Source organism: Bradyrhizobium sp. AZCC 1577, assembly GCF_036924575.1.
GTDB lineage: Bacteria > Pseudomonadota > Alphaproteobacteria > Rhizobiales > Xanthobacteraceae > Bradyrhizobium.
Genome location: NZ_JAZHRQ010000001.1, coordinates 1780252 through 1802645, shown reverse-complemented (window position 1 = coordinate 1802645; position 22394 = coordinate 1780252). Strand labels below are relative to the sequence as shown.

The 22394-nt window shown below is 63.6% G+C and carries 19 protein-coding genes; 6 read left to right on the top strand and 13 right to left on the bottom strand.

Going from position 1 to position 22394, the window contains the following annotated elements:
• Window positions 1-32: 32 nt before the first annotated feature.
• Window positions 33-1394, bottom strand: a complete 1362-nt coding sequence (locus V1278_RS08440) for a YcaO-like family protein (protein WP_334380285.1) — start codon at window positions 1392-1394, stop codon at window positions 33-35.
• Between the two features lie 68 nt (window positions 1395-1462).
• Here V1278_RS08440 and V1278_RS08435 point away from each other — a divergent pair, with 68 nt between their 5' ends.
• Window positions 1463-2017 carry a hypothetical protein gene (locus V1278_RS08435; protein WP_334364835.1) on the top strand — a complete coding sequence of 185 codons (555 nt, stop codon included), beginning with the start codon at window positions 1463-1465 and terminating at the stop codon, window positions 2015-2017.
• Window positions 2018-2207: 190 nt separating this feature from the next.
• Here V1278_RS08435 and V1278_RS36845 read toward each other — a convergent pair whose 3' ends face one another.
• The 4 genes from V1278_RS36845 to V1278_RS08420 all read right to left on the bottom strand — a co-directional run bounded on the left by V1278_RS36845 (window position 2208) and on the right by V1278_RS08420 (window position 6827).
• Window positions 2208-2531 (bottom strand): helix-turn-helix domain-containing protein, encoded by a 324-nt coding sequence (locus V1278_RS36845; protein WP_442893675.1) that lies wholly within the window; start codon window positions 2529-2531, stop codon window positions 2208-2210.
• 172 nt (window positions 2532-2703) lie between these two features.
• A complete protein-coding gene (locus tag V1278_RS08430) occupies window positions 2704-3060 on the bottom strand; it encodes a hypothetical protein (protein ID WP_334364837.1) in 357 nt (118 codons plus the stop codon).
• Between the two features lie 243 nt (window positions 3061-3303).
• Window positions 3304-4944, bottom strand: a complete 1641-nt coding sequence (pgm, locus tag V1278_RS08425; protein ID WP_334380284.1) for a phosphoglucomutase (alpha-D-glucose-1,6-bisphosphate-dependent) — start codon at window positions 4942-4944, stop codon at window positions 3304-3306.
• Window positions 4945-5183: 239 nt separating this feature from the next.
• Window positions 5184-6827, bottom strand: a complete 1644-nt coding sequence (locus tag V1278_RS08420; protein WP_334380283.1) for an ATP-dependent acyl-CoA ligase — start codon at window positions 6825-6827, stop codon at window positions 5184-5186.
• A 201-nt stretch (window positions 6828-7028) separates the two neighbouring features.
• Here V1278_RS08420 and V1278_RS08415 point away from each other — a divergent pair, with 201 nt between their 5' ends.
• On the top strand, window positions 7029-8651 hold the full coding sequence (locus V1278_RS08415) for an AMP-binding protein (protein ID WP_334380282.1): 1623 nt from the start codon (window positions 7029-7031) through the stop codon (window positions 8649-8651).
• 22 nt (window positions 8652-8673) lie between these two features.
• Here the strand turns inward: V1278_RS08415 and V1278_RS08410 are convergent, their stop codons facing one another.
• From V1278_RS08410 to V1278_RS08385, 6 genes are all read right to left on the bottom strand, one after another.
• Window positions 8674-9831: an ABC transporter substrate-binding protein gene (locus V1278_RS08410; protein ID WP_334380281.1), complete on the bottom strand. Its 1158-nt coding sequence runs from the start codon at window positions 9829-9831 to the stop codon at window positions 8674-8676.
• 27 nt (window positions 9832-9858) lie between these two features.
• Window positions 9859-10644, bottom strand: a complete 786-nt coding sequence (locus V1278_RS08405; protein ID WP_334364843.1) for a cyclase family protein — start codon at window positions 10642-10644, stop codon at window positions 9859-9861.
• 27 nt (window positions 10645-10671) lie between these two features.
• Window positions 10672-11913, bottom strand: coding sequence for an SDR family NAD(P)-dependent oxidoreductase (locus tag V1278_RS08400; protein ID WP_334380279.1), 1242 nt, complete (start codon window positions 11911-11913; stop codon window positions 10672-10674).
• Window positions 11910-13088 carry a thiolase family protein gene (locus V1278_RS08395; RefSeq protein ID WP_334380278.1) on the bottom strand — a complete coding sequence of 393 codons (1179 nt, stop codon included), beginning with the start codon at window positions 13086-13088 and terminating at the stop codon, window positions 11910-11912. The genes V1278_RS08400 and V1278_RS08395 overlap by 4 nt, the downstream gene beginning before the upstream one ends.
• A 137-nt stretch (window positions 13089-13225) precedes the next feature.
• Window positions 13226-14023 carry an aspartate/glutamate racemase family protein gene (locus tag V1278_RS08390; RefSeq protein WP_334380277.1) on the bottom strand — a complete coding sequence of 266 codons (798 nt, stop codon included), beginning with the start codon at window positions 14021-14023 and terminating at the stop codon, window positions 13226-13228.
• 499 nt (window positions 14024-14522) lie between these two features.
• Window positions 14523-15359 carry an alpha/beta fold hydrolase gene (locus tag V1278_RS08385; protein WP_334380276.1) on the bottom strand — a complete coding sequence of 279 codons (837 nt, stop codon included), beginning with the start codon at window positions 15357-15359 and terminating at the stop codon, window positions 14523-14525.
• 139 nt (window positions 15360-15498) lie between these two features.
• Between V1278_RS08385 and V1278_RS08380 the strand changes: the two genes are divergently transcribed.
• From V1278_RS08380 to V1278_RS08365, 4 genes are read left to right on the top strand one after another with little or no spacing between them, the layout of a single operon-like run.
• On the top strand, window positions 15499-16647 hold the full coding sequence (locus V1278_RS08380) for an ABC transporter substrate-binding protein (protein WP_334380275.1): 1149 nt from the start codon (window positions 15499-15501) through the stop codon (window positions 16645-16647).
• Window positions 16648-16685: 38 nt separating this feature from the next.
• A complete protein-coding gene (locus V1278_RS08375; protein WP_334380274.1) occupies window positions 16686-17729 on the top strand; it encodes a branched-chain amino acid ABC transporter permease in 1044 nt (347 codons plus the stop codon).
• Window positions 17726-19495, top strand: a complete 1770-nt coding sequence (locus V1278_RS08370; RefSeq protein WP_334380273.1) for a branched-chain amino acid ABC transporter ATP-binding protein/permease — start codon at window positions 17726-17728, stop codon at window positions 19493-19495. Before V1278_RS08375 ends, V1278_RS08370 begins: the two co-directional genes overlap by 4 nt.
• 5 nt (window positions 19496-19500) lie before the next feature.
• On the top strand, window positions 19501-20205 hold the full coding sequence (locus tag V1278_RS08365) for an ABC transporter ATP-binding protein (protein ID WP_442893774.1): 705 nt from the start codon (window positions 19501-19503) through the stop codon (window positions 20203-20205).
• A 110-nt stretch (window positions 20206-20315) separates the two neighbouring features.
• Here V1278_RS08365 and V1278_RS08360 read toward each other — a convergent pair whose 3' ends face one another.
• Together V1278_RS08360 and V1278_RS08355 are read right to left on the bottom strand one after the other, a co-directional pair.
• Window positions 20316-21293 (bottom strand): 3-hydroxybutyryl-CoA dehydrogenase, encoded by a 978-nt coding sequence (locus tag V1278_RS08360; RefSeq protein ID WP_334364852.1) that lies wholly within the window; start codon window positions 21291-21293, stop codon window positions 20316-20318.
• Window positions 21290-22381 carry an NAD/NADP-dependent octopine/nopaline dehydrogenase family protein gene (locus V1278_RS08355; RefSeq protein WP_334364853.1) on the bottom strand — a complete coding sequence of 364 codons (1092 nt, stop codon included), beginning with the start codon at window positions 22379-22381 and terminating at the stop codon, window positions 21290-21292. Before V1278_RS08355 ends, V1278_RS08360 begins: the two co-directional genes overlap by 4 nt.
• Window positions 22382-22394 lie beyond the last annotated feature (13 nt).

The following is a 22394-nucleotide window of genomic DNA, read 5'->3' as shown; positions in this document are numbered from 1 at the left end:
TTTCCGGAACCGGTTGGTTAATTCCCGCCACTCTATATCAAAGGGACACCCCCGGTATAGGTTGCGCCGCCTCCACTCCCCGCCATCGCATCCTGCAGCCTGGCCGTGACGATTTCGGATGGCTCGAGTTGCAGGCCCGGGGCGATCACGCGGACCACTGGAATGGCGAAACGCTGGCGCGTGAGTTCGAGGTAGAATGTTTCGATTCCGAGCTTTTCCAAACGCTGTACGATCAATCCAAATATGACGCTCGCTTCAGTTGCGGCAAGGGACAGGTGGGCCGCGCACTCTGCGACCGGCTGCAGCAATCTGCACTCGTCGGCGTTGATCGCTGCGCGCTGCAGGTGGATGCGATCCTGTGCGTTGAGCGCGTCATCGCCGCGTTCCCTGCGTTTGGTTGCGACGACGATGTCGGCCAGTTCGAGCTGGCACATTTCGAGAATCGCCGAGCGAACTGCGGCCTCGAGGGACGGCCGCGCGGCGAGGCCGAAGGCGAAACCGGAACCGTCCGCCCGGCAGGAAACCGCCGCGACGCAGGGCACGCCGATATCCGTCGTAATATCGAGCAGCCATGTCCGGCGCAGCACCGGTGCGCCATCCCGAAGCTGCCGCAACAAGCCCTCCGCTGCGATGCCCGCTTCATGCTGCGGCGGAATTGATCGCGGCAACTGACCGCCTCGCCACCACAGGCTGGCAGCATCGCGCTCGATCAATTCCAAGAGGCCATGCAGCGCTGCGGCGTCTCGTGACGGACCGGCGGCCGATCCGATGCTCAGCGGGAACGGCGGCGCAAACTCGCGTTGCGCTGGCGGCCGCCGCAGGCAGATGTCCGCCGGAAGCAACACCTCGCCGCCGTCGGTCAGTCGTGTTGCGCGACACCAGGAAAGCGCTCGCTCCGGTTGCATGCGGCGTTCCGAAAGGGCAGCGACCAACTCCAGCGCCTTCGGCCCGAGCTTTCCGGCCCAATCGTCGACGCCGGGTTTGAGCAACAGGTCGGTTCCGGTCTGCAATTGAGAGAGGTACTCGATGCCCTCGCCGATGCAGCCCTGAAACGCTTCCCGCAACGTCAGGCCGACGCCGGAAACACCGACTATCGGGCTTTCCTCATGCAAGGGATCGGCAAGCGCTGGATCGAATTGTGCGCCAAAGCTGATCAGGCCTGGCGCATCGGGCGAGGCCAGTTCGAACACGCGCGCAAATCGGGAAGCAGCGATCAGCAAATAAGCGCGATTCGCGAGCTGCGAATCAATCCCGTTGCTGGATTCTTCGGCATAATCCAGCGCCTGAAGGATGAGTCTGGCATCGTGATCGCCGGCCGCATCCACATCGTTGCCAAGAAGCAACGATGCAGCGCGCGCGAACAATTTCTGCATCGAATTTTCGGTACCGCTCACGGTGACCTCACGACTTGACGTGCAGACTCCGGACGTGAGGCCAGTCCGCCCTCGCCCTGGAGGAACTTATGCTCGCGAAAGCCTTCGTCATAGCCATGGCAGCAGATATTGCTCGATCGGATTACGCCAAGCCGACCTTGATTCGCAGCCGCAGCCGCGAGTGGCTGATCGCCTGCCGTTGGGGACCGGAGGGTGAATATCTTTCGATTGCGACAGCCGGCCCGATCACGGAGCCTCTCGCATTGGTTGCACCGCAGGCGATCGCGCCAATCCACAGCCTGGTCGGCTTGCTGGTTTCCGAATCGGAGACGCAATCCACCAGCACATTCCTGCTGGTGCGCCAGTTGCCTGCTGCGATCGAGCTTGCCGGCACGTTTTTTCCGGCCGACGGATACGTGCTGCTGCAGGATCACGGCGATGTCCATCTCGTCTGCAAGACGCGCTATTCGCATAGCTGCGGCTGGCTCGACGGCAAGGAGATCCGCAAGGACATTCCCGATCCGGCACCCTATTCGGCTGAGGCGATGTCCTGGCATATCGAAGCAACGCGCCGTGACTGGATCGGCGAGTTCATTCCCGGCAGCAGGCCGCCGGAGCGGTTTGCGATTCGCGCGACCGGCTGAAGCCGCGAGCGGACTAGAGCCTTTCGGTTCTGATTTAATCAGAACCGGGCTCTCGACTCTTGTTTTGACGCGTTTTCTTAACGTGAACCGGTATCCACCCCGGATCAAGTCCGGGGCAGGCTTTCGCTGGAAAACGCTCCAGCGGCAGAAACGGGGCTTCACGAGGTTGCCGCATGTCTTCTACGAAAGACTATCCTCGCGAGGGAAACCTCCGTCGATCGCCGCGATCGACAGTATTCAGCCGCGCAACCGTGGCCTTCGCCCCCGCCGTTCGATCGCCGATGCTTTCAACCAGCTTGGCGACGCAACGCCGCACGCGTGGGGGCATTGGTGCATAGGCCTTGAGAACGCGCAAGGCGCCCGGCTCGGCGAGCAAATGAACCGGTGAATTCAAGCCGGGAGATCCGGGCCGGGAAGATTCGAACAACTCACCGACCGAAACGTCGAGCACGGAAGCGATTTGCGCCAACCGGCTGGCACCAACCCGGGTGGCGCCCCGCTCGTATTTTTGCACCTGTTGAAAAGTGACGCCGATGCGGCTTGGCTGATGCCACGGTTGACGCGAAACAGGCGAATCCTGACGCCCACCATCGCATCGAGCGGGCCTGACTTCCTCGTCGCCATCGGCAGGCTCCCCAACTATTCACGTTGGGAGATTCTAGCACAACCTCAGGGAGACGCAGGTGCTAATTTGCGATCCTGGGAAGCAATTTTATCCGCTTCTCCTCGGTGACATGCTCGATGGTCAACCGGCCTTTCGGGTCGATCGCCGCCTTCATGGCCGGCGGGTGACCGGTTTCAAGGAAATGTTGCAGGGCGGCACGGCTCTCATCCGGGAGCGCAAACAGCCCGCGCATTAATTCAAAGAAGCCAGGTTCTTCCGCGACATAGAGCAGTTCCCGCAATTCCGCGCCGGTATACTGCCCCAACGCCGTTACAAGCCATTCGGTTTGGTCGTTCGGATCGCTCTCCGGCACGCGATTCAGATAGTAGACAACCGATTCCGCACTCATTTCATCCCCCGGTACCTCGCGATAGCTCACAGGCCGCCCGTTCGATACGGCTTTCTGGCAGCTAACTCCCGAGCTTAACACTGCGTGGGCTCTCGTGATTTCAGCGTGATCGCAAGCGCAACGGTGACCTGAAATTCCGTTGCCAGGTTCCAGGCTGTGCCGAACTGGTGCAGCTCTGGGTAGCCAGGCGCAATGTGCAATACTCTGCCGCCGTTCGGCGGCGGTCTGGCATTTACCCGTTACACATCTTCCAACCGCCTCGCGGCGTGGCAGTCAGAAAGCCTTTGCTATGGCCCGCTGGGCATCCTGCTGAATCGTCTTCAGGTGATTCTGGTCCCGAAAACTCTCGGCATAGATCTTGTAGACGTCTTCGGTGCCCGATGGCCGCGCGGCGAACCATCCCGCCTCGGACTCCACCTTGATGCCACCGAACGATTGATCGTTACCCGGCGCCCGGGTCCGAATCGCGCTGACCGGTTCACCGGCAAGCTGGTGCATGTTGAGCTGCTCCGGCCCGAGTGCCTTTAGCGCGCTCTTCTGTTTGGGCGTCGCCGGCACGTCGATCCGCTCATAGAAGGAGACGCCGAGCTCGGCGGTCAGGGCGGCAAACTGCTGGCTCGGATCGCGGCCGGTGCGACCGAGCATTTCGGCGGCGAGCAGCCCCATCACCATGCCGTCCTTGTCGGTCGTCCAGACCGAGCCATCGCGCTTGAGGAACGATGCGCCGGCGCTTTCCTCGCCCGCGAATCCGAAGCCGCCGGTGCCAAGGCCATCGACGAACCATTTGAAACCGACCGGGGTTTCGACCAGCTTGCGGTTCAGCTTTTTCGCGACACGGTCGATGATCGAACTGGAGACGATGGTCTTGCCGATCGCGGCCTCGCTGCCCCATTGCGGCCGATGCGCGAACAGATACGCGATCGCCGCCGCGAGAAAATGGTTCGGATTCATCAGCCCGCCGGTGCGGGTCACGATGCCGTGCCGATCGGCATCGGTGTCGTTGGCGAAGGCGACGTCGAACTTGTCGCGCATCTGGATCAGGCTTGCCATCGCGAACGGCGAGGAACAATCCATCCGGATCTTTCCATCCCAGTCCGCCGTCATGAAGCGAAACGTCGGGTCGACGGCGTCGTTCACGACAGTTGCGTTGATTCCGTAGTGCTCGATCAGCGGCTGCCAGTAGTGAACGGCGGCGCCGCCCAGCGGATCGATCCCGATTCTCACGCCGGATGATTTGATCAGCGCCATGTCTACGGCATTGCCGAGATCCGCGACATAGGGACGGATGTAGTCGTGCAGATGCGTCGATGGCGCCTTGCGGGCACGCTCATACGGCATCCGCGCAACGCCCTTCATGTCGGCTTCGATGTAGGTATTGGCAGCCCTCTCAACCTTGGCCGTTACGTCGGTATCGGCCGGGCCGCCATGCGGCGGGTTATATTTGTACCCGCCATCCTCTGGCGGATTGTGCGACGGCGAGATGACAACGCCATCGGCAAGTCCGCTCGTTCGCCCCTTGTTGTAACTCAGGATTGCATGCGAGATGACGGGCGTCGGCGTATAGCCGCCGCGGCCGTCAATCATGATGTTGACGCCGTTGGCGGCAAACACCTCTACCGCGCTCGCCAGCGCCGGCTCGGCCAGCGCATGGGTATCGATGCCGATGAACAGCGGACCGGTCAGTCCCGTCTCGCGGCGGTGATCGCAGATCGCCTGCGTCGTTGCCAGGATATGATTTTCATTGAACGAGTTCTTCAACGACGTCCCGCGATGGCCCGAGGTGCCGAACGCAACGCGCTGGGTGGGATCGGACGGATCCGGCTTCGACGCAAAATAGGCCGTTATCAACCGCGGTACGTTGACGAGGGAGGCGGAATCGACCGGTTTGCCGGCAGCAGGATTGGGGGCAGTCACATGACCTCACGGAATGGTGGTTTCGCCGGATTATAGATGCAAGCGTTGGCTTGGGCAAAATCGGGCGTCACGTCTGCGACGCAAGCCGATGCCACCTTGAGTAAACGCCGCGCTGCCGGGGCGGTTTCCTGACGCCTTGCGCAAATCGTGCAAGCCAATACGCGCATTGGGAGCTCCTTCGGGACAACCGATCTGAAGAACGCCGTGAAGCAAGCGACACACCAAGGCCGCGCCTGATTTTAACGACGCAATTTGTATCCGGCGGCATCGCGGTCCCAGGTGTCCGGAGTCTTCCCAGCCTCGCGCAGCGCGACCTTGCGTATCTTGCCGTTCTCGGTCAACGGCATCTCGGTGACGATCCGGACAAAGCGCGGAATCGCGAAATAGGCCATCTTGCCCTCGCAATGACTGATGATCTCGACAGGATCAAGCGTCTGGCCGGATTCGAGCTGGACCGCCGCCGCAACCTCGTCCTCGCCGAGCTCGGACGGCAGCGGATAGATCGCGCAGGCAGCGATCGCCGGATGCTTCAGCAACACCTGCTCCACCTCCCAGGACGAAACATTCTCGCCGCGCCGGCGGATCGAATCTTTCATTCGGTCGACGAAGCGATAGTGGCCTTCCGCATCGCGCACGACCCGGTCGCCGGTGTGAAACCACCGATTCCGCCAGGCTTCGGCCGTCTTGTCGGGCATTGCGAAATATCCCGTCGCAAACGCGAGCGGTTCGCGCGCGCGTAACAACAGCTCGCCGGCTTCACCGTCAGGCAGGGGTTCGTCCTCGGAGCTGACGATACAAGCCTCCACGCCTTCGACGAGATAGCCCATGGTGCCGGGGCGATCGGATGGGATCGTGCCCGCGAACACGAAATTCGTCTCGGTCGAACCGTAACCGTCGAGCAGCGGCACGCCAAAACGCTCGAGGAACGGACCGTGAAATTGGCCGGGCACGCCGCCACCGAGCGCTACACGCACGAAATGCGCGGTGTCGTTCGCTGACGAGGGCTGTGCCAGCAACATCACGGCCATCGCGCCAAGGAGATAACCGACCGTTGCCTGATGTCGCCGCGCCGCGGCCCAGAAACCGGAGGCGGAGAATTTCGGCTCGAGCACGTAGGTGCAGCCGTTGAGGAGCGCTTGATAGAACGCGTTCAGCGCGTTGGTGTGGAACAGCGGCAGCGTCGTGAACAGGACGTCGCCTTCGCGAATGTCGAGCGCACGCGCCGAATAGACGCCCCACCAGAACATCTGCGCCTGCGGGCAGCAAACGCCCTTGGAAGGACCTGTGGTGCCCGACGTGTAGAGGATCGCGACCGTGTCGCTTGGCTGCACTGGCGCGGGCGACGCTCCTTCGCCGAGCGCCGGCAGCGGCGAGATCGATCCCGACGCGAGTGGAGATGCGACACCTTCGTCGATTGTCCAGACAGTATCCGGCGGCGCGACGTCGCTTTCCAGCGTGTCGATGGCGGGCATGAAGCACGACTCGATCACCAGCAGATTCGGCGTGGAGTTGCGCAGGATGTGGCTGAGCTGGATACCGCGCAGCGCGGTGTTGATCGGCACCGTGACGGCGCCCATCCAGGCGCAGCCGAGATAGATTTCCAGGAATTCCGGTCGATTCGAGCACATCAGCGCGACGCGGTCGCCGGCGCGAATTCCGGCCCGCATCAGGCGCGCGGCCGACGCAGCGGCGATTGCAGCCGTTTCAGCATAGCTCCATCGTGTTTCGCCAAAGACAAACAGGGTGCGGTCACGGTACCGCGCGGCTTGCCGTGTCAAAATGGTCGAGAGAATTCGATCCGCCGGCGGAAAACGCTCAGCCGCCTGCGGCCAGATCGACCCACCCCGCCGCTGCCCGGCCGCGCCACTATCACCTGCCTGCATACGCACCTCCAAGGCCCAACTCCAAGGCCACTTCCAAGACCACTTCCAAGCTTCGCCGGGCTGGTCTGCGATAGATCGCTATTGGCCAGCAATATAGTTTAGGCTTAAAGTATTCGACGAAGACCGCTGCAGCAAGCGCTGCATGCGGACTTCCGCCTACCTGCGTCCCGCGGCAGGACATGAATGGGAGCGACGCTCGCAATGAGTCTCAACATTCCGTATCGATCGCCATCCGATGCTTTCGCCGCCACGGCTGCAAGGCGGCCGGACGCACCATTCCTGCTGGCGCCTGCGAGTGCGCAACTGCCCTACGCACCGGAAGGTTTCAAGATCGAATACGGCGCCTTTAGGTCCGAGGTCGAGCGTCTGCGTGCCGAATACGCGACCGCCGGCTACGGACGCGGGGCGCGGGTCGCCTTGCTGCTCGAAAATCGTCCGGTCTTCTTTCTCCATTGGCTCGCGCTCAATGCGCTCGGGGTTTCGATCGTTCCGATCAACCCCGACGTCCGCTCCGATGAACTGTCCTTCCAGCTTGAGCTGTCGGAGGCCGACCTGCTCGTGGCGACGCTCGATCGCATCCATGTGACTAAAGATGCGGTGCTCGGCCGCGCCCGCCTGATCGATACCGATAGCCGCATTCCACCGTGCCAGACGAACGTCAGCGCGCAAAGTCCCGAGTACAATGATGAATGCGCGCTGCTGTTCACCTCAGGCAGCACCGGCAAGCCAAAGGGCTGCATGCTCTCGAACCGCTATTTTCTGCAGGTCGCCGACTGGTACCTCGCGCAAGGCGGCGTGGCAGAGCTAAGGCCGGACCGCGAGATCAACCTGACGCCGTTGCCGATGTTTCACATGAACGCGCTCGGCTGCAGCGCCGTCGGCATGATGGTGCTCGGCGGCGCTGTGGTGCCGCTCGACCGCTTCCACGCCACTCGCTGGTGGCAGTGCGTGGCCGATAGCGGCGCCACCGTCGTGCATTGTCTGGGCGTCATCCCGGCCATCCTGCTGCAATTGCCTGTAACTGAAGTGGAACGGCAGCATCGCGTGCGCTTCGCCTTCGCGCCCGGCGTCGATGTCCGCCACCGCGCCACCTTCGAGGAGCGCTACCGCATCCCGATCGTCGAGGCCTGGGCCATGACCGAGACCGGGGGTGCGGCGGCGACGACCACCGCCCGTGAGCCCGCGGGGTTTGGCGCGCGCTGCGTCGGCCGGCCATCATCAGATATGACGTACCGCCTCGTTGACGATCAGGGTTCCGATGTCGCGCCTGGAAAGCCTGGCGAATTGCTGGTCCGCGCAAAGGGCGACGATGCCCGGGCTGGCTTCTTCAGCGGATACCTGAAAGACGAGGAAGCCACCGAAGCGGCGTGGCAGGACGGCTGGTTCCACACCGGCGATCTGGTTTTCGCCGACGAGGACGGGCTTCTGTATTTCTTCGATCGCAAGAAGACCATCGTGCGGCGCAGCGGCGAGAACATCGGCGTGCTCGAGGTCGAAAGCGCGCTTTACATGGACACGCGCATCGGCGGCTGCGCGGTGACGCCCGTTCCTGACGACATCCGCGGCGAAGAGGTTTTTGCTTTCATCGTACCAAACGCGGAGATCGACGATGCAGCCGCGCTGGCGGCTTCGATCGTCAAAACCTGCGCCGAGCGCCTTGCCTATCACAAGGTGCCCGGCTACGTCGCCATCGTCGACGAGTTGCCGCTGTCGTCAACGCGCAAGCTCGCCCGGGGCGAGATCAAGACGTTGGCGGCTGCCGCCGTCAGCGCCAATCGCGCGATCGACACGCGCGCGCTGAAGGCGAAGCTACGACACGCCTGAGCCGCGGGTGCCGGCCCGGCAACTACGGCAGCAGCTTGTATTTCCCGTTTTCGATCTGGACCAGTATCCGCGCGCGGCTATCGACGCCGTGGCGGTCGGCCGGCGTATAGGTATAGATGCCGTGCGCACCGACGACATCCTTGGTCGTGAACAGGGCTTCGCGTAACGCGTTACGGAACGCCGGCGTTCCGGGCGTCGCGCCGGTCGCCTTGGCACGTTTGGCGGCATCCATGAACACCAGCCAGCCATCGAAGGCATAGGGCGAAAAAGCATCGGCCGGCGCCTCGCCATTGGCCTTCTCATAGGCCGCGCGGAATGCGAGCGCGACCTTGCGGATAGGATTGCTCTCGGGAAGCTGTTCGCCTGCCGTGACCGGCCCGGTCGGGCAGATGATGCCCTCGGCCGATTTGCCGGCAAGCCGCAGAAAATCCGCGCTGATCATGCCGTGATTGCCGTAGAGCGGCCCCTTGTAACCGCGCTCGGATAGCGCGATCACGGGCAGCGCGCCGGGCGTTCCAGTGCCGCCCAGCATGATCGCGTCGGGACGCAGGGAAACCGCACGCAGCACCTGCGCAGTGACCGAGTTGTCGGAGCGCGCATAGCGTTCGTTGGCGATCACCTTGATGTCGGCCTTCTCGGCGCTTTGCAGCAGCGAATTATACATCAGGTCGCCAAAGGCGTCGGAGAAGCCGATGAAGGCCACGCTCTTCACGTTGCGGCTCTTCATGTGATCGACGATGCCCTGGACGAGCAGCGGCGTCGGCTGAGGGGTTTGCACCACCCACGGCCCGCCCTCTCCGGCCGACACTGGCGCGATCGGCGAGACCGCTATCATCGGCACTTTCATCTCGATCGCGGCGGTCGCCATCGCCAGCGTCTGCGGCGCGCCTGACGTGCCGATCAGGAAATCAACCTTTTCCTGCTCGACCAGCTTACGCGCGTTGCGCGTCGACGCGGCCGGATCCGAGCCGTCATCGAGCTGGATGACGCGAACTTTTTCACCATCGATCTCGCCGACATAGGCCTGGCCCGCGGCCAATCCCTTGGCGTTCGGCACGCCGATCGAGGACACCGGTCCGCTCAGGCCGGTAACAAAACCGACGAGGATTTCGGCATGCGCCGGTGCCACGGCGGCGAGCAAGAGCGCAGCGCCGATCAACAAAGTCTTTTTCTTGTTCATGATGTCACTCGATGTCGACGAAAAGGTTCAGCCCTGCCCAGGTACCAACGCAAGCACGCGCAACGGACTGCCGGAGCCATTCTGGATTTTGAGCGGCGCAGCCACGATCACCGCGCCGGTTGGCGGAAGCTGATCGAGATTGCACAGGCACTGCAGGCCGTAACGCCCGCCGCCGTGAAGGAAATGATGCGCCGGATAGGGCGGATCGAGATGCCCGGCCTGGCCGGCATCCGTCCCGATCGTCTCGGTGCCAAAGCCGATGACGCCGCGCTCCTCGACGAGCCAGCGCATCACGGCGGCGTTCGGTCCGGGCGTGTGGGCGCCGTCGTCCTTCAGATTGGCGTAGTCGCGCCAGCCTTTCTTCGACCAGTCGGTGCGCAGCAGCACCCAGTGCCGCTCCGGAATCCGCCCGTGGCTTTTTTCCCAGGCTTCCACGACCGGTATCGTCAAAAGGAAATCCGCATCCTTTGCGGCCTGCGCCGAGCAATCGATCACGCAGGCCGGCGCGATCATGTCGCGCACCGGCAGCGTGTCGACTGCGTTGTTCGGCAGATCCTTGCCGGTGAACCAGTGAACTGGCGCATCGAAATGCGTGCCGGTGTGCTCGCCGAAGCTGAGATTGTTCCAGTACCACGCAGGACCATTCGCGTCGTAGCGCGAAATCTGCTGGATGCGGACCGGCGCGGCCTGACCAAATTCCGGCGGCAGCACGATGACCGGAAAATCGGGACTGAGGGTGAAAGTCAGATCGACGACACGCACCGCGCCGGATGCAACCGCGCCGGCAAACTGCATGAGACTGTTGCTTCCCATTGCGCTTCTCCCGTCCTCACAAGCCGCCTACGCCCCCAGCTCTCGCTCGACCGCCTTGGGGTTGGCGGCCAGGCGCTGGCGAACGTCTTCGGCGACATCGCCCACGAACACATCTTCAAGCCCGCGCTTGAGCGCCGACACGATCGCGGTCGCGACCGCGCGGGGCGCGACCTTCGGTGGCGGCACTGTCTGGAACCACTCGATATCGAGCGGACCCGTGAACACGTTCACCACCTTGACGCCGCCGGGCCGAAGCTCCGCCCGCAGGCAGTGCGACAGCGACAGACAGGCGGCCTGCGACGCAGAGTAGGCGCCAAACACCGGCCAGTTTGCCAGCGCATAGACCGACAGGATATTGACCCAGGCCGCAGCGCTGTTGACGCCATCCGAGCCGCGCATCCGCATCGCCGGTCCGAACGCCTGCGCCAGATGCACGAATCCGAGATAGCTCTGGTCGATCTCGTCGCGCACGACGCTGGTGCCTTGACGATCGAGCAGCCCGCCGGCACGGACGTGCTCGGTGGTGTTGACGAGAATATCGACCTTGCCGCCAATATCGGCCGCCAGATCTGCGACCGACTTCTCGTCGCCGATATCGAGCGGCACGATCTCGACGCCCTCCATAGCGCGCAACGCCTCCTCGCCGCGGAACGGCTTCCACGGCTCGGCGACGCCGACGAACACGATCGACGCGCCGGCTGTCTTCAGCGCAGCCACCGCTTCCTGACCGACGATGCTGCGCCCGTTGGTCACCAGAACGCGCCGGAATTTTGGATCGGCGGTCATCTCACGCCACTGCCTGTCGTCCGTCATGTTGGGGGTCTCACGTTCGGGGTGCGCGAAGGCCACGGCCTGCCCGCTCTTGTCCAGTTGGAACGACATCACGACCGGCCCGCCCTCTTCGCAATCGGCGTGCAGGTGCGTCACGAGGGTTGGCCCGCACTCCATCGCAACCAGGCCGATGCGCCATGGCGCGCGCTCGCGGAAATGCACGTCCGCCGGGACATGCAGCGTCGTTTCGGACAAAAGCGTCCCTCGCCGCGACGCGTCCGTGAAGGCGAGATCGGCGGAAAGGCATGCAGGGCATGCATCGCGCGCCGGATAACAGAACGTTCCGCAGGCGCCGCAGCGCTGCAGCATGAAGCGGCCCTCGGCGGCGGCCCGCGTAAAGCCGTGCGAGGCGCGGCTGCGTGCGCGTGGCGGCGACGTCGGCAGCCGCGTCCGCTGCAAAGGGTTTTTCCGGCGCGGTTTGACGATCGGCTCGATCATGCGCCTGGCCCCGCAAGGATCGCGGCACCCGAAGCGAGGCCGCGATCATAGTTGATCATTCCAAAACCCGAAGCCAACCCGACGCGTGCATCCCTAACCTGCGTCGGACCGGCCTGCCCGAGAACCTGGCGCAGCGCCTCGACCACGCCGAGATAGGCGCCGCCCGCGCCGGCCTGTCCGACCGAGAGCTGACCGCCGGACGTGTTGTGCGGGAAGCTGCCGTCGATCGTGAGATCGTGCTGCCGAACGAAGTCCGGTCCCTCCCCCTTCCGGCAGAAGCCGAGGTCCTCGAACTGCATCATCGAGATCACCGGATAATCGTCGTAGGTCTCGACAAAGTCGAGATCGTCAGGCTTGACGCCTGCCATTGCGTAGAGTTCATCGACATCAACGGCCCATCCGCCGCGCACCTGAACGGGGTCGTCGCCGAACGCATTGTGGCGCTCGATCGTGGCGAGAATTTTGGCGGCGGGCAGGTTCAGGGACGCGGCGACATCTTCGCCCATCACCAGGAAGGCCTCCGCGCCCGCGCACGGCATCACGCAGTCGAACAAATGGATCGGATCGGCGATCGGCCGCGCCGACATGTATTGCTCGATGGTCAGCGGCGCTTTCATCAAAGCGTTGGGGTTGCGGAGCGCATTGCTGCGCTGGGCGACGGCGATCTTGCCAAAATCCTCGCGCTTGGCGCCGAACGTTCGCATGTAGTTGCGCGCGATCAGTGCAAAGCTCGCATTGGCGCCACCGGCGCCATAGGGATAGACGGCATCCTGGTTGAAGCGCGAGAAGTTTTCCAGTGTGTAGCGGAAGGAATCGACGTGGTTGGTATCTCCAGCCACGCAGGCCACGATGCGGGCGTCGCCCGCCTGCACCGCCCGCGCCGCGCGGCGCAGCGCGGCTATTGCGCTCGCGCCCCCGAGCGGAATGGTGTCGATCCATCGCACGCAGAGGCCGAAATGCTGGGTGAGCCCGATCCCGCTGTCCAGCCCCGCCGTGAAACTCGAAACACAGAAGCCGTCGATGTCGCGCGGCGTGATTCCGGCGCCATCGACCAGCGCCTTCAGCGCGCGGCCGATCCACCACTGCGCGCTCTCGATCGAGTAGCGCACGTATGGGATCGTCACTGGAACTGCCATCACGACCCGATCGTAAGGTGTTCGGATGGAGCTCTGCATCGGACCGCCGGATTCCTGTGAGCCGTTCAGAGTACCGTCAATTTGACGTCGACGCTCGCCGCCTTGCCGTCGCGCCCGCCGGTCGCCGTCACCTCGGCTTCATACAAGATCTTGTCGGGCTGCAGCATGTCTTGTCCTCAAGCGCCATTCGGTTTGTCGGGCGTGCGCGCCACAGTGGTGCGGAAATCCCGGCGGGCACGGTCATTGGCCAGCGCAAAACTCGGCCCGCGGCTCGGCTCGGTGCCATTGAGACGCTGCAACTGCACCCACATCTCGGCGCTCTTCAGCGCGACCGCTGCGCAGTTCACCACGGGCGCATAGCCGATCTTGAAGCCACGCTCGCTCGCAATCAGGAGACCGGGCAGCACGCCGGCCGGAATGATGACATCGGCGCCGCGATCGACCAGCGGCTGCGCGCAGGCTGCGAAGTCGCTCAGCATGCGTGCCTTCGCCGCCGCATCGCCCGAAAACGCGGCGCTGAAATCTTCCGGACGACAGCCCATGCCGGTGACATGCACCACGCGGCCGGAAAGCCCGTAACGATCGGCCTGCTCATAATGCCAAACTTCGAAAGCTGAATCGAGCGTGACAAGGCCGAGCCGACGGCCAAGCTGCGAGGCCGCGAGCAGCGTGGCTTCGCCGGCGCCGACCACCGGGATCGTCAGCGCCGAACGCAGTTCGTACAATCCCGGATCCTGGAAGTGGCCCATGACGTAGGCGTCGAAGCCGTTTTCCTGCGCTGCGAGTCCGTTGTCGACCGCCTGGATCGCGCAACGGAATTCGCTGAGGCGGCCGAAGTCGCGATCGGCAGGCGTGATGCCCTCGACGTGGATGCTGGTGCCGGGTGCCGCGATCTCGTTCAGATAGGTCGCAAGCCGCGCCATGTAGGGCGCGCTCGTAGCCCGGTCGACGAAGCTCTGCCAGAAGATGCGCACAGCGGATATCCCGTTCACAGGCGACGCGCGCCGATCGACCCCTCAAAGCACGCAGTCTGAGAGGACTGACGATATGCGCAAGGCCATCGATGTGAAGGCACGCGATAGCTTAGCGCGCCATTCCATCGACTGAAATATTTCAACCACAAAATAATTTTCGCGTCAATTGAACGGCTTTCCGACGATATCTGCGCGCGACGAGATCGAGTTGCCGAAAGGACAGGCAGAGAGCGCCTCACGCTTTTGCATAGGCGAATTCAGTTTTTGCGCTTGCACGCGCCGCCGCAAACTTTTCCGCGAAGCCACGAAGCTGGCGTATTGACGTTCGGCCGATAAATACTTTAGGCTTTAAACAATTGACGGGCATCCACGCCTGTGCGGGCATGCGTCGCATTGGTCGTTGCGTTGATAAAGGTCATCAATCGTGGCTGAGATTATCGACCTCGAAACAGCAGGTGTTGCAGACGGGTTCGCATCCGCCGCGGTTGGATCCGGCGCTTCAGGTGCCGTTCCCGCCCTTGGCCACCTCGGCGGCGACGAAGTCGCGGACCAAGCCGGCGAAGGTCTCGGGCATCTGATCGGGAAGCGGCACCATGCCTCCTGAGAGCTCGCGCAAGATACTACCCTCGATAGCTCCGGCAACTCTTGGAGCCACGGGATGAACGTGCGGATCGGCTGTCGGAGCAATGACCAGCGTGGGACACTGGATGCTTCCCAGACGATCCTCCATCCGATAGCGATTCACCACCCGATGGCCTTCCGCCGCCATCTCGCCAGCCCGCAACGCATCGACCATAAAGCGCTGCAGCAAATCGATATCATCAGCGGGATAGAACGGCTGCCGGCGCGCCCAGAGCTCGGTGAGATGGGAGCCGTCGGTACGCGCCTCGACCTGGTCGATCACACGCATGCCGTCATGCCTGGCCCGGCGCGCCGCATCGACGAAAGGACAGGCCGAGAGCACCAGTGCGCTCACCCGCGCAGGCGCCGAGGCGGCCATTTCGACCGCAATCACCGCGCCGGTGTGATGACCGACGATCGCGGCCCGCGGCTCTTCCAGCGCATCGAGCAGCGCGAACGCCCCTTCGGCCCACAGTTCAATCGAAGGATCAGCGGCAGGCCACTCGGAATCTCCGAAGCCGAGCGTATCCATTGCGATCGCGCGGAAATCGCGGCCGAGCAGCGGCAGCACATCACGGTATTCGTCCCACGAGCGTGGCGTCTGGTGCAGCAGGAGAACGGGAAACCCGGTTCCGGCCGTCGCGACATGGATGCGGCCAAAACGCGTCGTGACGAAGCGGCGCTCGAGATTGGAACCGGCTTTGCTGACGCTCATTTCATAACTCCCATCCGGAGGCGGGGACCGGACCCGCGCCGGGTTTCGGCGACAATCACGGCATCGATCGTGCTGGTCCGACCCGATCCATGCTGACATCTCGCTCAGGTCGCGGCTGTTTTCAACCAAGGGGAATGCAATGCGCAAGATGTTGAGTTTGACTGCCCTCATCGGCGGCCTCGTTGCGGCATCGACCGCACAGGCCGACATCACGATTGGCTTCGTGACGTCGCTCAGCGGGCCCGGCTCCTCGATCGGCATCCCATATGGACGCGGCATCCAGGCTGCGATGGAGTACAAGAACGAGGTCAACGGCGAGAAGATCAAGCTGATCCAGCTCGATGACGGCTCCGATCCCTCCGCCGCAACCCGAAATGCGCGCAAGCTGATCGAGGAAGAGAAGGTCGACCTCCTGATCGGCACCGCAACCGCTCCATCGACCATCGCCATGATGGCAGTTGCGACCGAACTGAAAGTGCCGATGATCGCCGTCTCTCCGGTGATCGGACAACCGAATCCGGCGGACCAATGGGGCATTTCCGTTCCGCAACCCGCTTCGCTGCTGGTCAAGGTCGTCGCCGATCGCATGAAGCGCGACGCGATGAAGAACATCGGCTATATCGGCTTTTCCGATGCCTGGGGCGATCTCGTCTACAACGGCGCCAAGGCGGTCGAAACCGAGGACGGCATCAAGGTGCTGACCAACGAGCGCTATGCGCGCGTCGATACGTCGGTCACCGGCCAGATCCTTAAGGTTCTTGCCGTCCGTCCGGATGCCGTTCTGATCGGCGGATCGGGCACGCGGGGCGCGCTGCCGCTGCTCGCGCTCGGCGAACGTGGCTTCAAGGGCAAGACCTACGGCACGGTCGCGCTGGTCAATCCCGATTTCGTGCGCGTCGGCGGCAAGGCCGCGGAAGGCATTCAGGTCTCGGCCGGTCCGGTCATCGTGGCCGAGCAGCTTCCGGACAGCCATTTCGCCAAGAAGCTCGCGCTCGAATTCCGCGCCGCCTACCAGAAGGCCAACAATCTCGCGAGCACGGACGGCTTCTCGGCCTATTCCTTCGACGGCTGGATGATCTTCACGTCAGCCGCGGCGCGCGCGCTGAAGACCGCTAAACCCGGCACCATCGAATTCCGCAAGGCCCTGCGCGACGAGATCCTCAACACCAAGGAGCTCTCGGGCGTGCACGCGGTCTACAACTTCAAACCCGGTGCCTATCACGGCGTGGACGAGCGCGCGCTGGTGATCGTTCGCCTGGTCAATGGCGCCTGGACCTACCAGCCCTGAGCGATGCCGAGGCGTAACACGGAAGGACGACTGAGGGCATGACGGCAGACATCGCAGCGATCCTTGCGATCGACGGAATAGCCACCGGGGCGGTCTACGCCCTGGTGGCGATCGGCACCGTGCTGATCTTCACCGTTACGCGGGTGATCTTCATTCCGTTCGGCGACATCGCAGCCTTCACGGCGCTGACGCTGGCGGCGCTGGATGCCAAGCAGCTTCCCGGAACAGTCGGATTGGTTGTCGTGTTGGCGTGCATGGCCTGCGCGATGGAAGTCGTCTCGCTGGCGCGGTCCGGCGAGCTTCGCGCGGTGCCGAAGGCCGTCCTGTTCTATCTCGTCCTGCCCCTGATCGTCGTCGGGACCGTCTGGCTGACGATGCGCTTCACCCCGCCTATGCCGGTCAGGATCGTGCTGGCGCTGCTCTTGATCATGCCGATCTCGCCGCTACTGGACCGGATCGTGTTTCGCCCAATCGCGGATGCCTCTGTTCTCCTCTTGCTGACCGTCTCGGTCGCGCTCCACTTCGCGCTGGTCGGACTTGGCTTGCTGTTCTTCGGCCCCGAAGGCGTCCGGACCGAGCCGCTGACGTCGATGGCGATGGAGATCGCCGGGGTGCACGTCTCCGGACAGACGGTGCTGATCCTGGCCGCCGCGCTGGTGTTCAGCGGCCTGCTGTTTCTGTTCTTCGACTTCACGCTGATCGGCAAGGCGCTGCGCGCGACCGCCCTGAATCGGACCGGCGCCCGGCTGATGGGTATCAGGCCGTCGCGCGCCGGGACCATCGCTTACCTGCTGGGATCACTGATGGCGGGCGTCTCCGGCATCCTCATCGCGCCGGTGAACACGATCTTCTATGACTCCGGATTTCTGCTCGGCCTGAAAGCCTTTGTCGGCGCCATCGTGGGCGGCATGACGAGCTACCCGGGGGCTGCGCTCGGCGCGTTCGGCGTCGGCCTTCTCGAAAGCTTCGCCTCGTTCCAGAGCAGCACCCTGAAGGACGTCATCGTCTTCTCGCTACTGATTCCCGTGCTGCTCTGGCGCTCGCTCGCCTCGCAACATTCCGAAGAGGAAGTCGAGGAATGACGCCGCAGCAGATTCGTCTCATCATTGCCGCGGCGATCGCCTGCCTCGTGGCGGCACCCTTTGTGCTCAATCCGTTCAGCATCACCTTGCTGAACTATATCGGCATCTACTCGCTTGCGGCCATCGGCTTGGCGCTATTGACCGGCGTCGGCGGCATCGTCTCGTTCGGCCAGGCCGCTTTCGTTGGCGTCGCCGCTTATGCGACAGCGTGGGTCACAGCGCTGAACGGCTATTCGCCCTGGCTCGGACTGGTGCTGGCCGTCATTCTGACCTGCAGCATCGCGGCAATCCTGGGCTTCGTGACGCTGCGCCTGGGCGGCCACTTCCTGTCGCTGAGCACGGTCGCGTGGGGACTGGCAATCGCGTTCCTGTTCGGCAACATCCAGGGGCTCGGCCAACATAATGGCATCTCGGGCATTCCGCCGATCTCGATCGGCCCGTTCGCGCTGGTGGAGAGTCGGCAGATCTATTTCTTGATCTGGGCGATCGTCGTCGCAGTCCTCCTCCTCTGCTACAACCTTCTCGACTCCCGCATCGGCCGCGCGATGCGCGCGCTGCGCGGCGGCAATACCTTGGTCGAAAGCCTCGGCATCAGCGCCTTCCAGATCAAACTGGTGACGTTCGTGATCGCCGCATTCCTCGGCGCGCTGTCGGGCTGGCTTTATGCCCATCTCGGCCGTTTCGTCAGCCCCGGGCCATTCGAGGCCGGCATGGGCATCGAATATCTGATGATGGCGATGGTCGGTGGCGCCGGCAGCATTTTGGGCGGCGTGGTTGGTGCTGCGATCGTCACGCTGCTGAAGAACACCGTGCAGGATTATCTGCCGCTGATTGCGAAGGGCGCCTCCGGCCAGCTCGAGATCGTGGCGTTCTCGGCACTGTTCATTCTGTTCCTGCAGCGGGCCCGGCAAGGCATCGTTCCGTTTCTGTTAGGTTTCCTCCCGGACCTCAAGCAGTCCCGTCCGCAACCGGCTAACCCGCTGCCGCGCCGCGAGCAGCCGGCACCCGGCACGCTTCTTCTTAAGGTGAGCGGCGCGCAGCGGCGGTTTGGCGGCCTCGTCGCCGTCAACAATGTCAGCTTCGAAGTGAGGTCCGGCGAGATCCTCGGGCTGATCGGGCCGAATGGCGCCGGCAAAACCACGATGTTCAACCTGCTCACGGGGGCGCTGCGCGCGAACAGCGGCGAGATCGCTTTCGCGGGACACTCCATCACCCACGACCAGCAATTCCACATCGCTCGCTCCGGCATCTCCCGCACCTTCCAGCATGTCAAGCTGCGCCCGCGCATGACGCTGCTCGACAACGTGCTGCTCGGCACCTATTCGCGCACCAGGACCGGCCTGCTCGCCGGCGCGCTCCGCCTGAATCAGGCGGAAGAGGCCAGTGCACGCTACGAGGCGTTGCAGCAGCTCGAGCGGGTCGGGCTCGGCGACAAGCCGTTCGAGCTCGCGGGCAACCTGCCGCTCGGCAATCAGCGCGTGCTCGAGATCGCCCGCGCGCTCGCAGCCGACCCGACACTGCTCGTTCTCGACGAGCCCGCGGCCGGTCTGCGCCGCCAGGAAAAGCTAAAATTGGCCGAACTGCTGCGGTCGCTTCGCGCCGACCATCTGACGATCCTCCTCGTCGAGCACGACATGGAGTTCGTGATGTCGCTGGTCGACCGCATCGTCGTGCTCGATTTCGGCTCAAAACTCTGCGAAGGCGAACCGGCGGCAATACGCAACGACGCCCGCGTCCAGGAAGCCTATCTTGGAGGTGTCGCGTGACACAGATGTTCTCGATCGAGAATGTGTCGGTCACCTACGGCAAGGTGGAGGCGGTGCGGAACGTCTCGCTTTCGGTCGAGCAAGGGCAGATCGTGACCGTGATCGGGCCGAACGGCGCCGGCAAGACGACGCTGCTAATGGCCGCCATCGGTCTGCTGAAGTCCACCGGACGAATGGTCTTTCAAGGCAATGATCTTGCGCGGATCGATGTCGAAGGACGTGTCGAACGTGGTCTCTGCCTCGTGCCCGAGAAGCGCGAGCTGTTCGCCGATATGTCGGTCGCCGACAATCTGTTGCTCGGCACCTACAGCCTGCGCGATCGCTCGACGACGCGCAAAAGCCTCGACGATGTGTTCGACCGCTTTCCGCGGCTGAAGGAGCGCAGCAAGCAAGCCGCCGGCACGCTGTCGGGCGGCGAGCGGCAAATGCTGGCGCTCGGCCGTGCGCTGATGGCGAAGCCGAAGCTCCTGGTGCTCGACGAACCCAGTCTCGGCCTTGCGCCGCTCATCGTCCGTGAAATCTTCCGCACCATCGCCTCGCTGCGGAGCCTCGGCGTGTCGGTCCTGCTCGTCGAGCAGAACGCCCGCGCAGCGCTGGAGACCGCGGATTACGGCTATGTGCTGGAAACCGGCGAGATCATCCAATCGGGGCCGGCGGACGCCCTGATCCACGATCCGAAGCTGATCGCGGCCTATCTCGGCGGGCATTAGAGCAACTAAGAGCGGGACCAAAAATTGCGAAAACAACCCCATGCAAAGTAGAAATGGGGCCTCGCATCATCTGAGCACACTAGATCTAGCTAGCTAGGGCAGCGCTCGCGTTACGCGACGGGTTCGCGCGCAAGCCCCATCGCCCGCAGCGCCGAGGCAAAAGCGGCTAGGCGCTGCTCGCGATAGGCGTCTTGATCAATGCCTTCGTAGTTCATGAATCCCTGTCCGGTCTTCATGCCGATGCGGCCCTCGCGCATATTGGCGGCAATGATCGGCGGCGCGGCGTAGCGGCTGTCGCCGAGCGCCTCGACCAGATAGCGGCTGGCATGATGCAGGATGTCGCCGCCGCCCCAGTCGATGAACTCGAGCAGGCCGAGCACCGCGAAGCGGAATCCGAAGCCATAGATCACGGCCTTGTCGATATCTTCCGCGGAGGCGACACCCTCCTCGACCATCCGGGCGGCTTCGTTCATCGCCAGCGCCTGGATTCGGGGAACGATGAAGCCCGGCCGTGCCGCGCAGACGACCGGCACCTTCCCGATGCCTTCGAGCAGCGTCTTCATCCGCGCTGTCGTCTCCGGCGCGGTGAGCCGACCGGGAGACAGTTCGATCAGCGGCACGAGGTAGGCGGGATTGAGCCAGTGCGCATTGAGGAAGCGGCCGGGATGTTCGATCGATCCGGCGAGGTCGTCGACCAGGATCGTCGAGGTGGTCGAGGCGATGATCAGGCCTTCGCCCGCCAGCCGCGAGGCCTCGGCCAGCGCCGCCTGCTTTAAGCTGAGGATCTCCGGCATTCCCTCGAAGATGACATCGCAGCGCGGCAACGCCGTGGCCGCCTCGTCCCGGGACACGACCGTGATCCGCTCGGCAATTGTGGGCACAAGTTCCGGCGGGAGAAGGCCGATGCGCGAGAGGATCTCGAGCGTTGAGCGAATTTCCACTTTAGCTTCGGCCGCCAACGCCTCGAAGGCCGACGCCTCCCGTTCCTTGAAATCGATGACGACAACCTGATGACCGGCGAAAGCGAACACGACGGCAATGCCGCGGCCCATTCGTCCAGCGCCGAGGCATCCGATCACCGGTTTCATCGGAAACCCTCCGCTAGAAGATTTTGCAACGCGGCCCGGTCGAGATCGCCGAGGCCGAGCGAGGACAAGCTCCGGCCCGTCACCGCGAAATCCTCGCCGGTGATGGCGGAGCCGATCGCGAGGAACGCCTTCACGAGCGGGGTGTGCACGCCAGCAAGACCGGCCACCGATGCGAGGAACGACAGGCCGAGACGCAAATCCTCTAGCATGTAGCGGTGCTCGACAAGAATGAGGCGTTCGGACCAATCGCCGGAATCGGTGAGTTGCTCGTGCGCGTCGCGCGCATACATCCAGGGCTCACCATCCCGCGAATAGTGATCGGCCAGGGGAAAATGCGGCTTTCCATAGCCGAGCGCTTCGCGAACGGCGATGCGCTCAGCATCGAGGGCGTCCGTGACACGGCGTATGGCCGGCTGCGTTCCTTCCTTATGAATATCCCATTTGTCGAAATGCTCGATCGGACCGGCGTTCATGGTGATCAGCGGCGGATGAATGATCGGACCGGCATTCATCAGCGCCGCCGAGAGCGCATCGCCGCATGGCTCGATGGCATTCGGAAACGCGCGCTCGATCACATCAAGCGCGTGCGGGGCAAGGCGCTGCGGAAACACACCGGTTGGCAATCGAGCGCCCCTGCCCGAGATGCGGACCGCATGAGGGCCCTGCTTGCGCGCCAACCACGGCAGGGTCCCGGTCTCCGCCGTTGCAATCTCCGCGCGGTTGCCCGCGTCCCGCGCGGCGCGCGCAAAGATGTAGGAGCCGAATGTGCCGGGCGGCAAATACACGACCTGGCCGTCGCGCAAATGCGGCGCGGCCAATTCGGCGATCGCGCCTTGCGCAAAAGCCGGCGCCGGACACAGGATGAGATCGGCAGCGTCGATCGCTTCCGCGATCGAAGATGTGATCGCAGCCAGCCGGACTTCACGGCGGCCTGATCGATCGATGACCGTTATCGTATCGCCCTGCGCATGGTGTGCGTCGACATCTCCGGGATTTCGCCGCCACAGCCGGATTTCGTGACCGGCCAACGCGAGGTCGCCGGCGGCCGCGAACGAACCGTTTCCTCCACCCAACACTGCGATCTTCAAGATGTCCTCCGCT

What these genes read in the sequence shown, in the direction of transcription:
- V1278_RS08435 (WP_334364835.1), top strand. Translation starts at nt 1,463, where the DNA reads ATGCTCGCGAAAGCCTTCGTCATAGCCATGGCAGCAGATATTGCTCGA.
- V1278_RS08420 (WP_334380283.1), bottom strand. Translation starts at nt 6,827, where the DNA reads ATGCAGGCAGGTGATAGTGGCGCGGCCGGGCAGCGGCGGGGTGGGTCG.
- V1278_RS08415 (WP_334380282.1), top strand. Translation starts at nt 7,029, where the DNA reads ATGAGTCTCAACATTCCGTATCGATCGCCATCCGATGCTTTCGCCGCC.
- V1278_RS08410 (WP_334380281.1), bottom strand. Translation starts at nt 9,831, where the DNA reads ATGAACAAGAAAAAGACTTTGTTGATCGGCGCTGCGCTCTTGCTCGCC.
- V1278_RS08405 (WP_334364843.1), bottom strand. Translation starts at nt 10,644, where the DNA reads ATGGGAAGCAACAGTCTCATGCAGTTTGCCGGCGCGGTTGCATCCGGC.
- V1278_RS08400 (WP_334380279.1), bottom strand. Translation starts at nt 11,913, where the DNA reads ATGATCGAGCCGATCGTCAAACCGCGCCGGAAAAACCCTTTGCAGCGG.
- V1278_RS08395 (WP_334380278.1), bottom strand. Translation starts at nt 13,088, where the DNA reads ATGCAGAGCTCCATCCGAACACCTTACGATCGGGTCGTGATGGCAGTT.
- V1278_RS08385 (WP_334380276.1), bottom strand. Translation starts at nt 15,359, where the DNA reads ATGAGCGTCAGCAAAGCCGGTTCCAATCTCGAGCGCCGCTTCGTCACG.
- V1278_RS08380 (WP_334380275.1), top strand. Translation starts at nt 15,499, where the DNA reads ATGCGCAAGATGTTGAGTTTGACTGCCCTCATCGGCGGCCTCGTTGCG.
- V1278_RS08375 (WP_334380274.1), top strand. Translation starts at nt 16,686, where the DNA reads ATGACGGCAGACATCGCAGCGATCCTTGCGATCGACGGAATAGCCACC.
- V1278_RS08370 (WP_334380273.1), top strand. Translation starts at nt 17,726, where the DNA reads ATGACGCCGCAGCAGATTCGTCTCATCATTGCCGCGGCGATCGCCTGC.
- V1278_RS08365 (WP_442893774.1), top strand. Translation starts at nt 19,501, where the DNA reads ATGTTCTCGATCGAGAATGTGTCGGTCACCTACGGCAAGGTGGAGGCG.
- V1278_RS08360 (WP_334364852.1), bottom strand. Translation starts at nt 21,293, where the DNA reads ATGAAACCGGTGATCGGATGCCTCGGCGCTGGACGAATGGGCCGCGGC.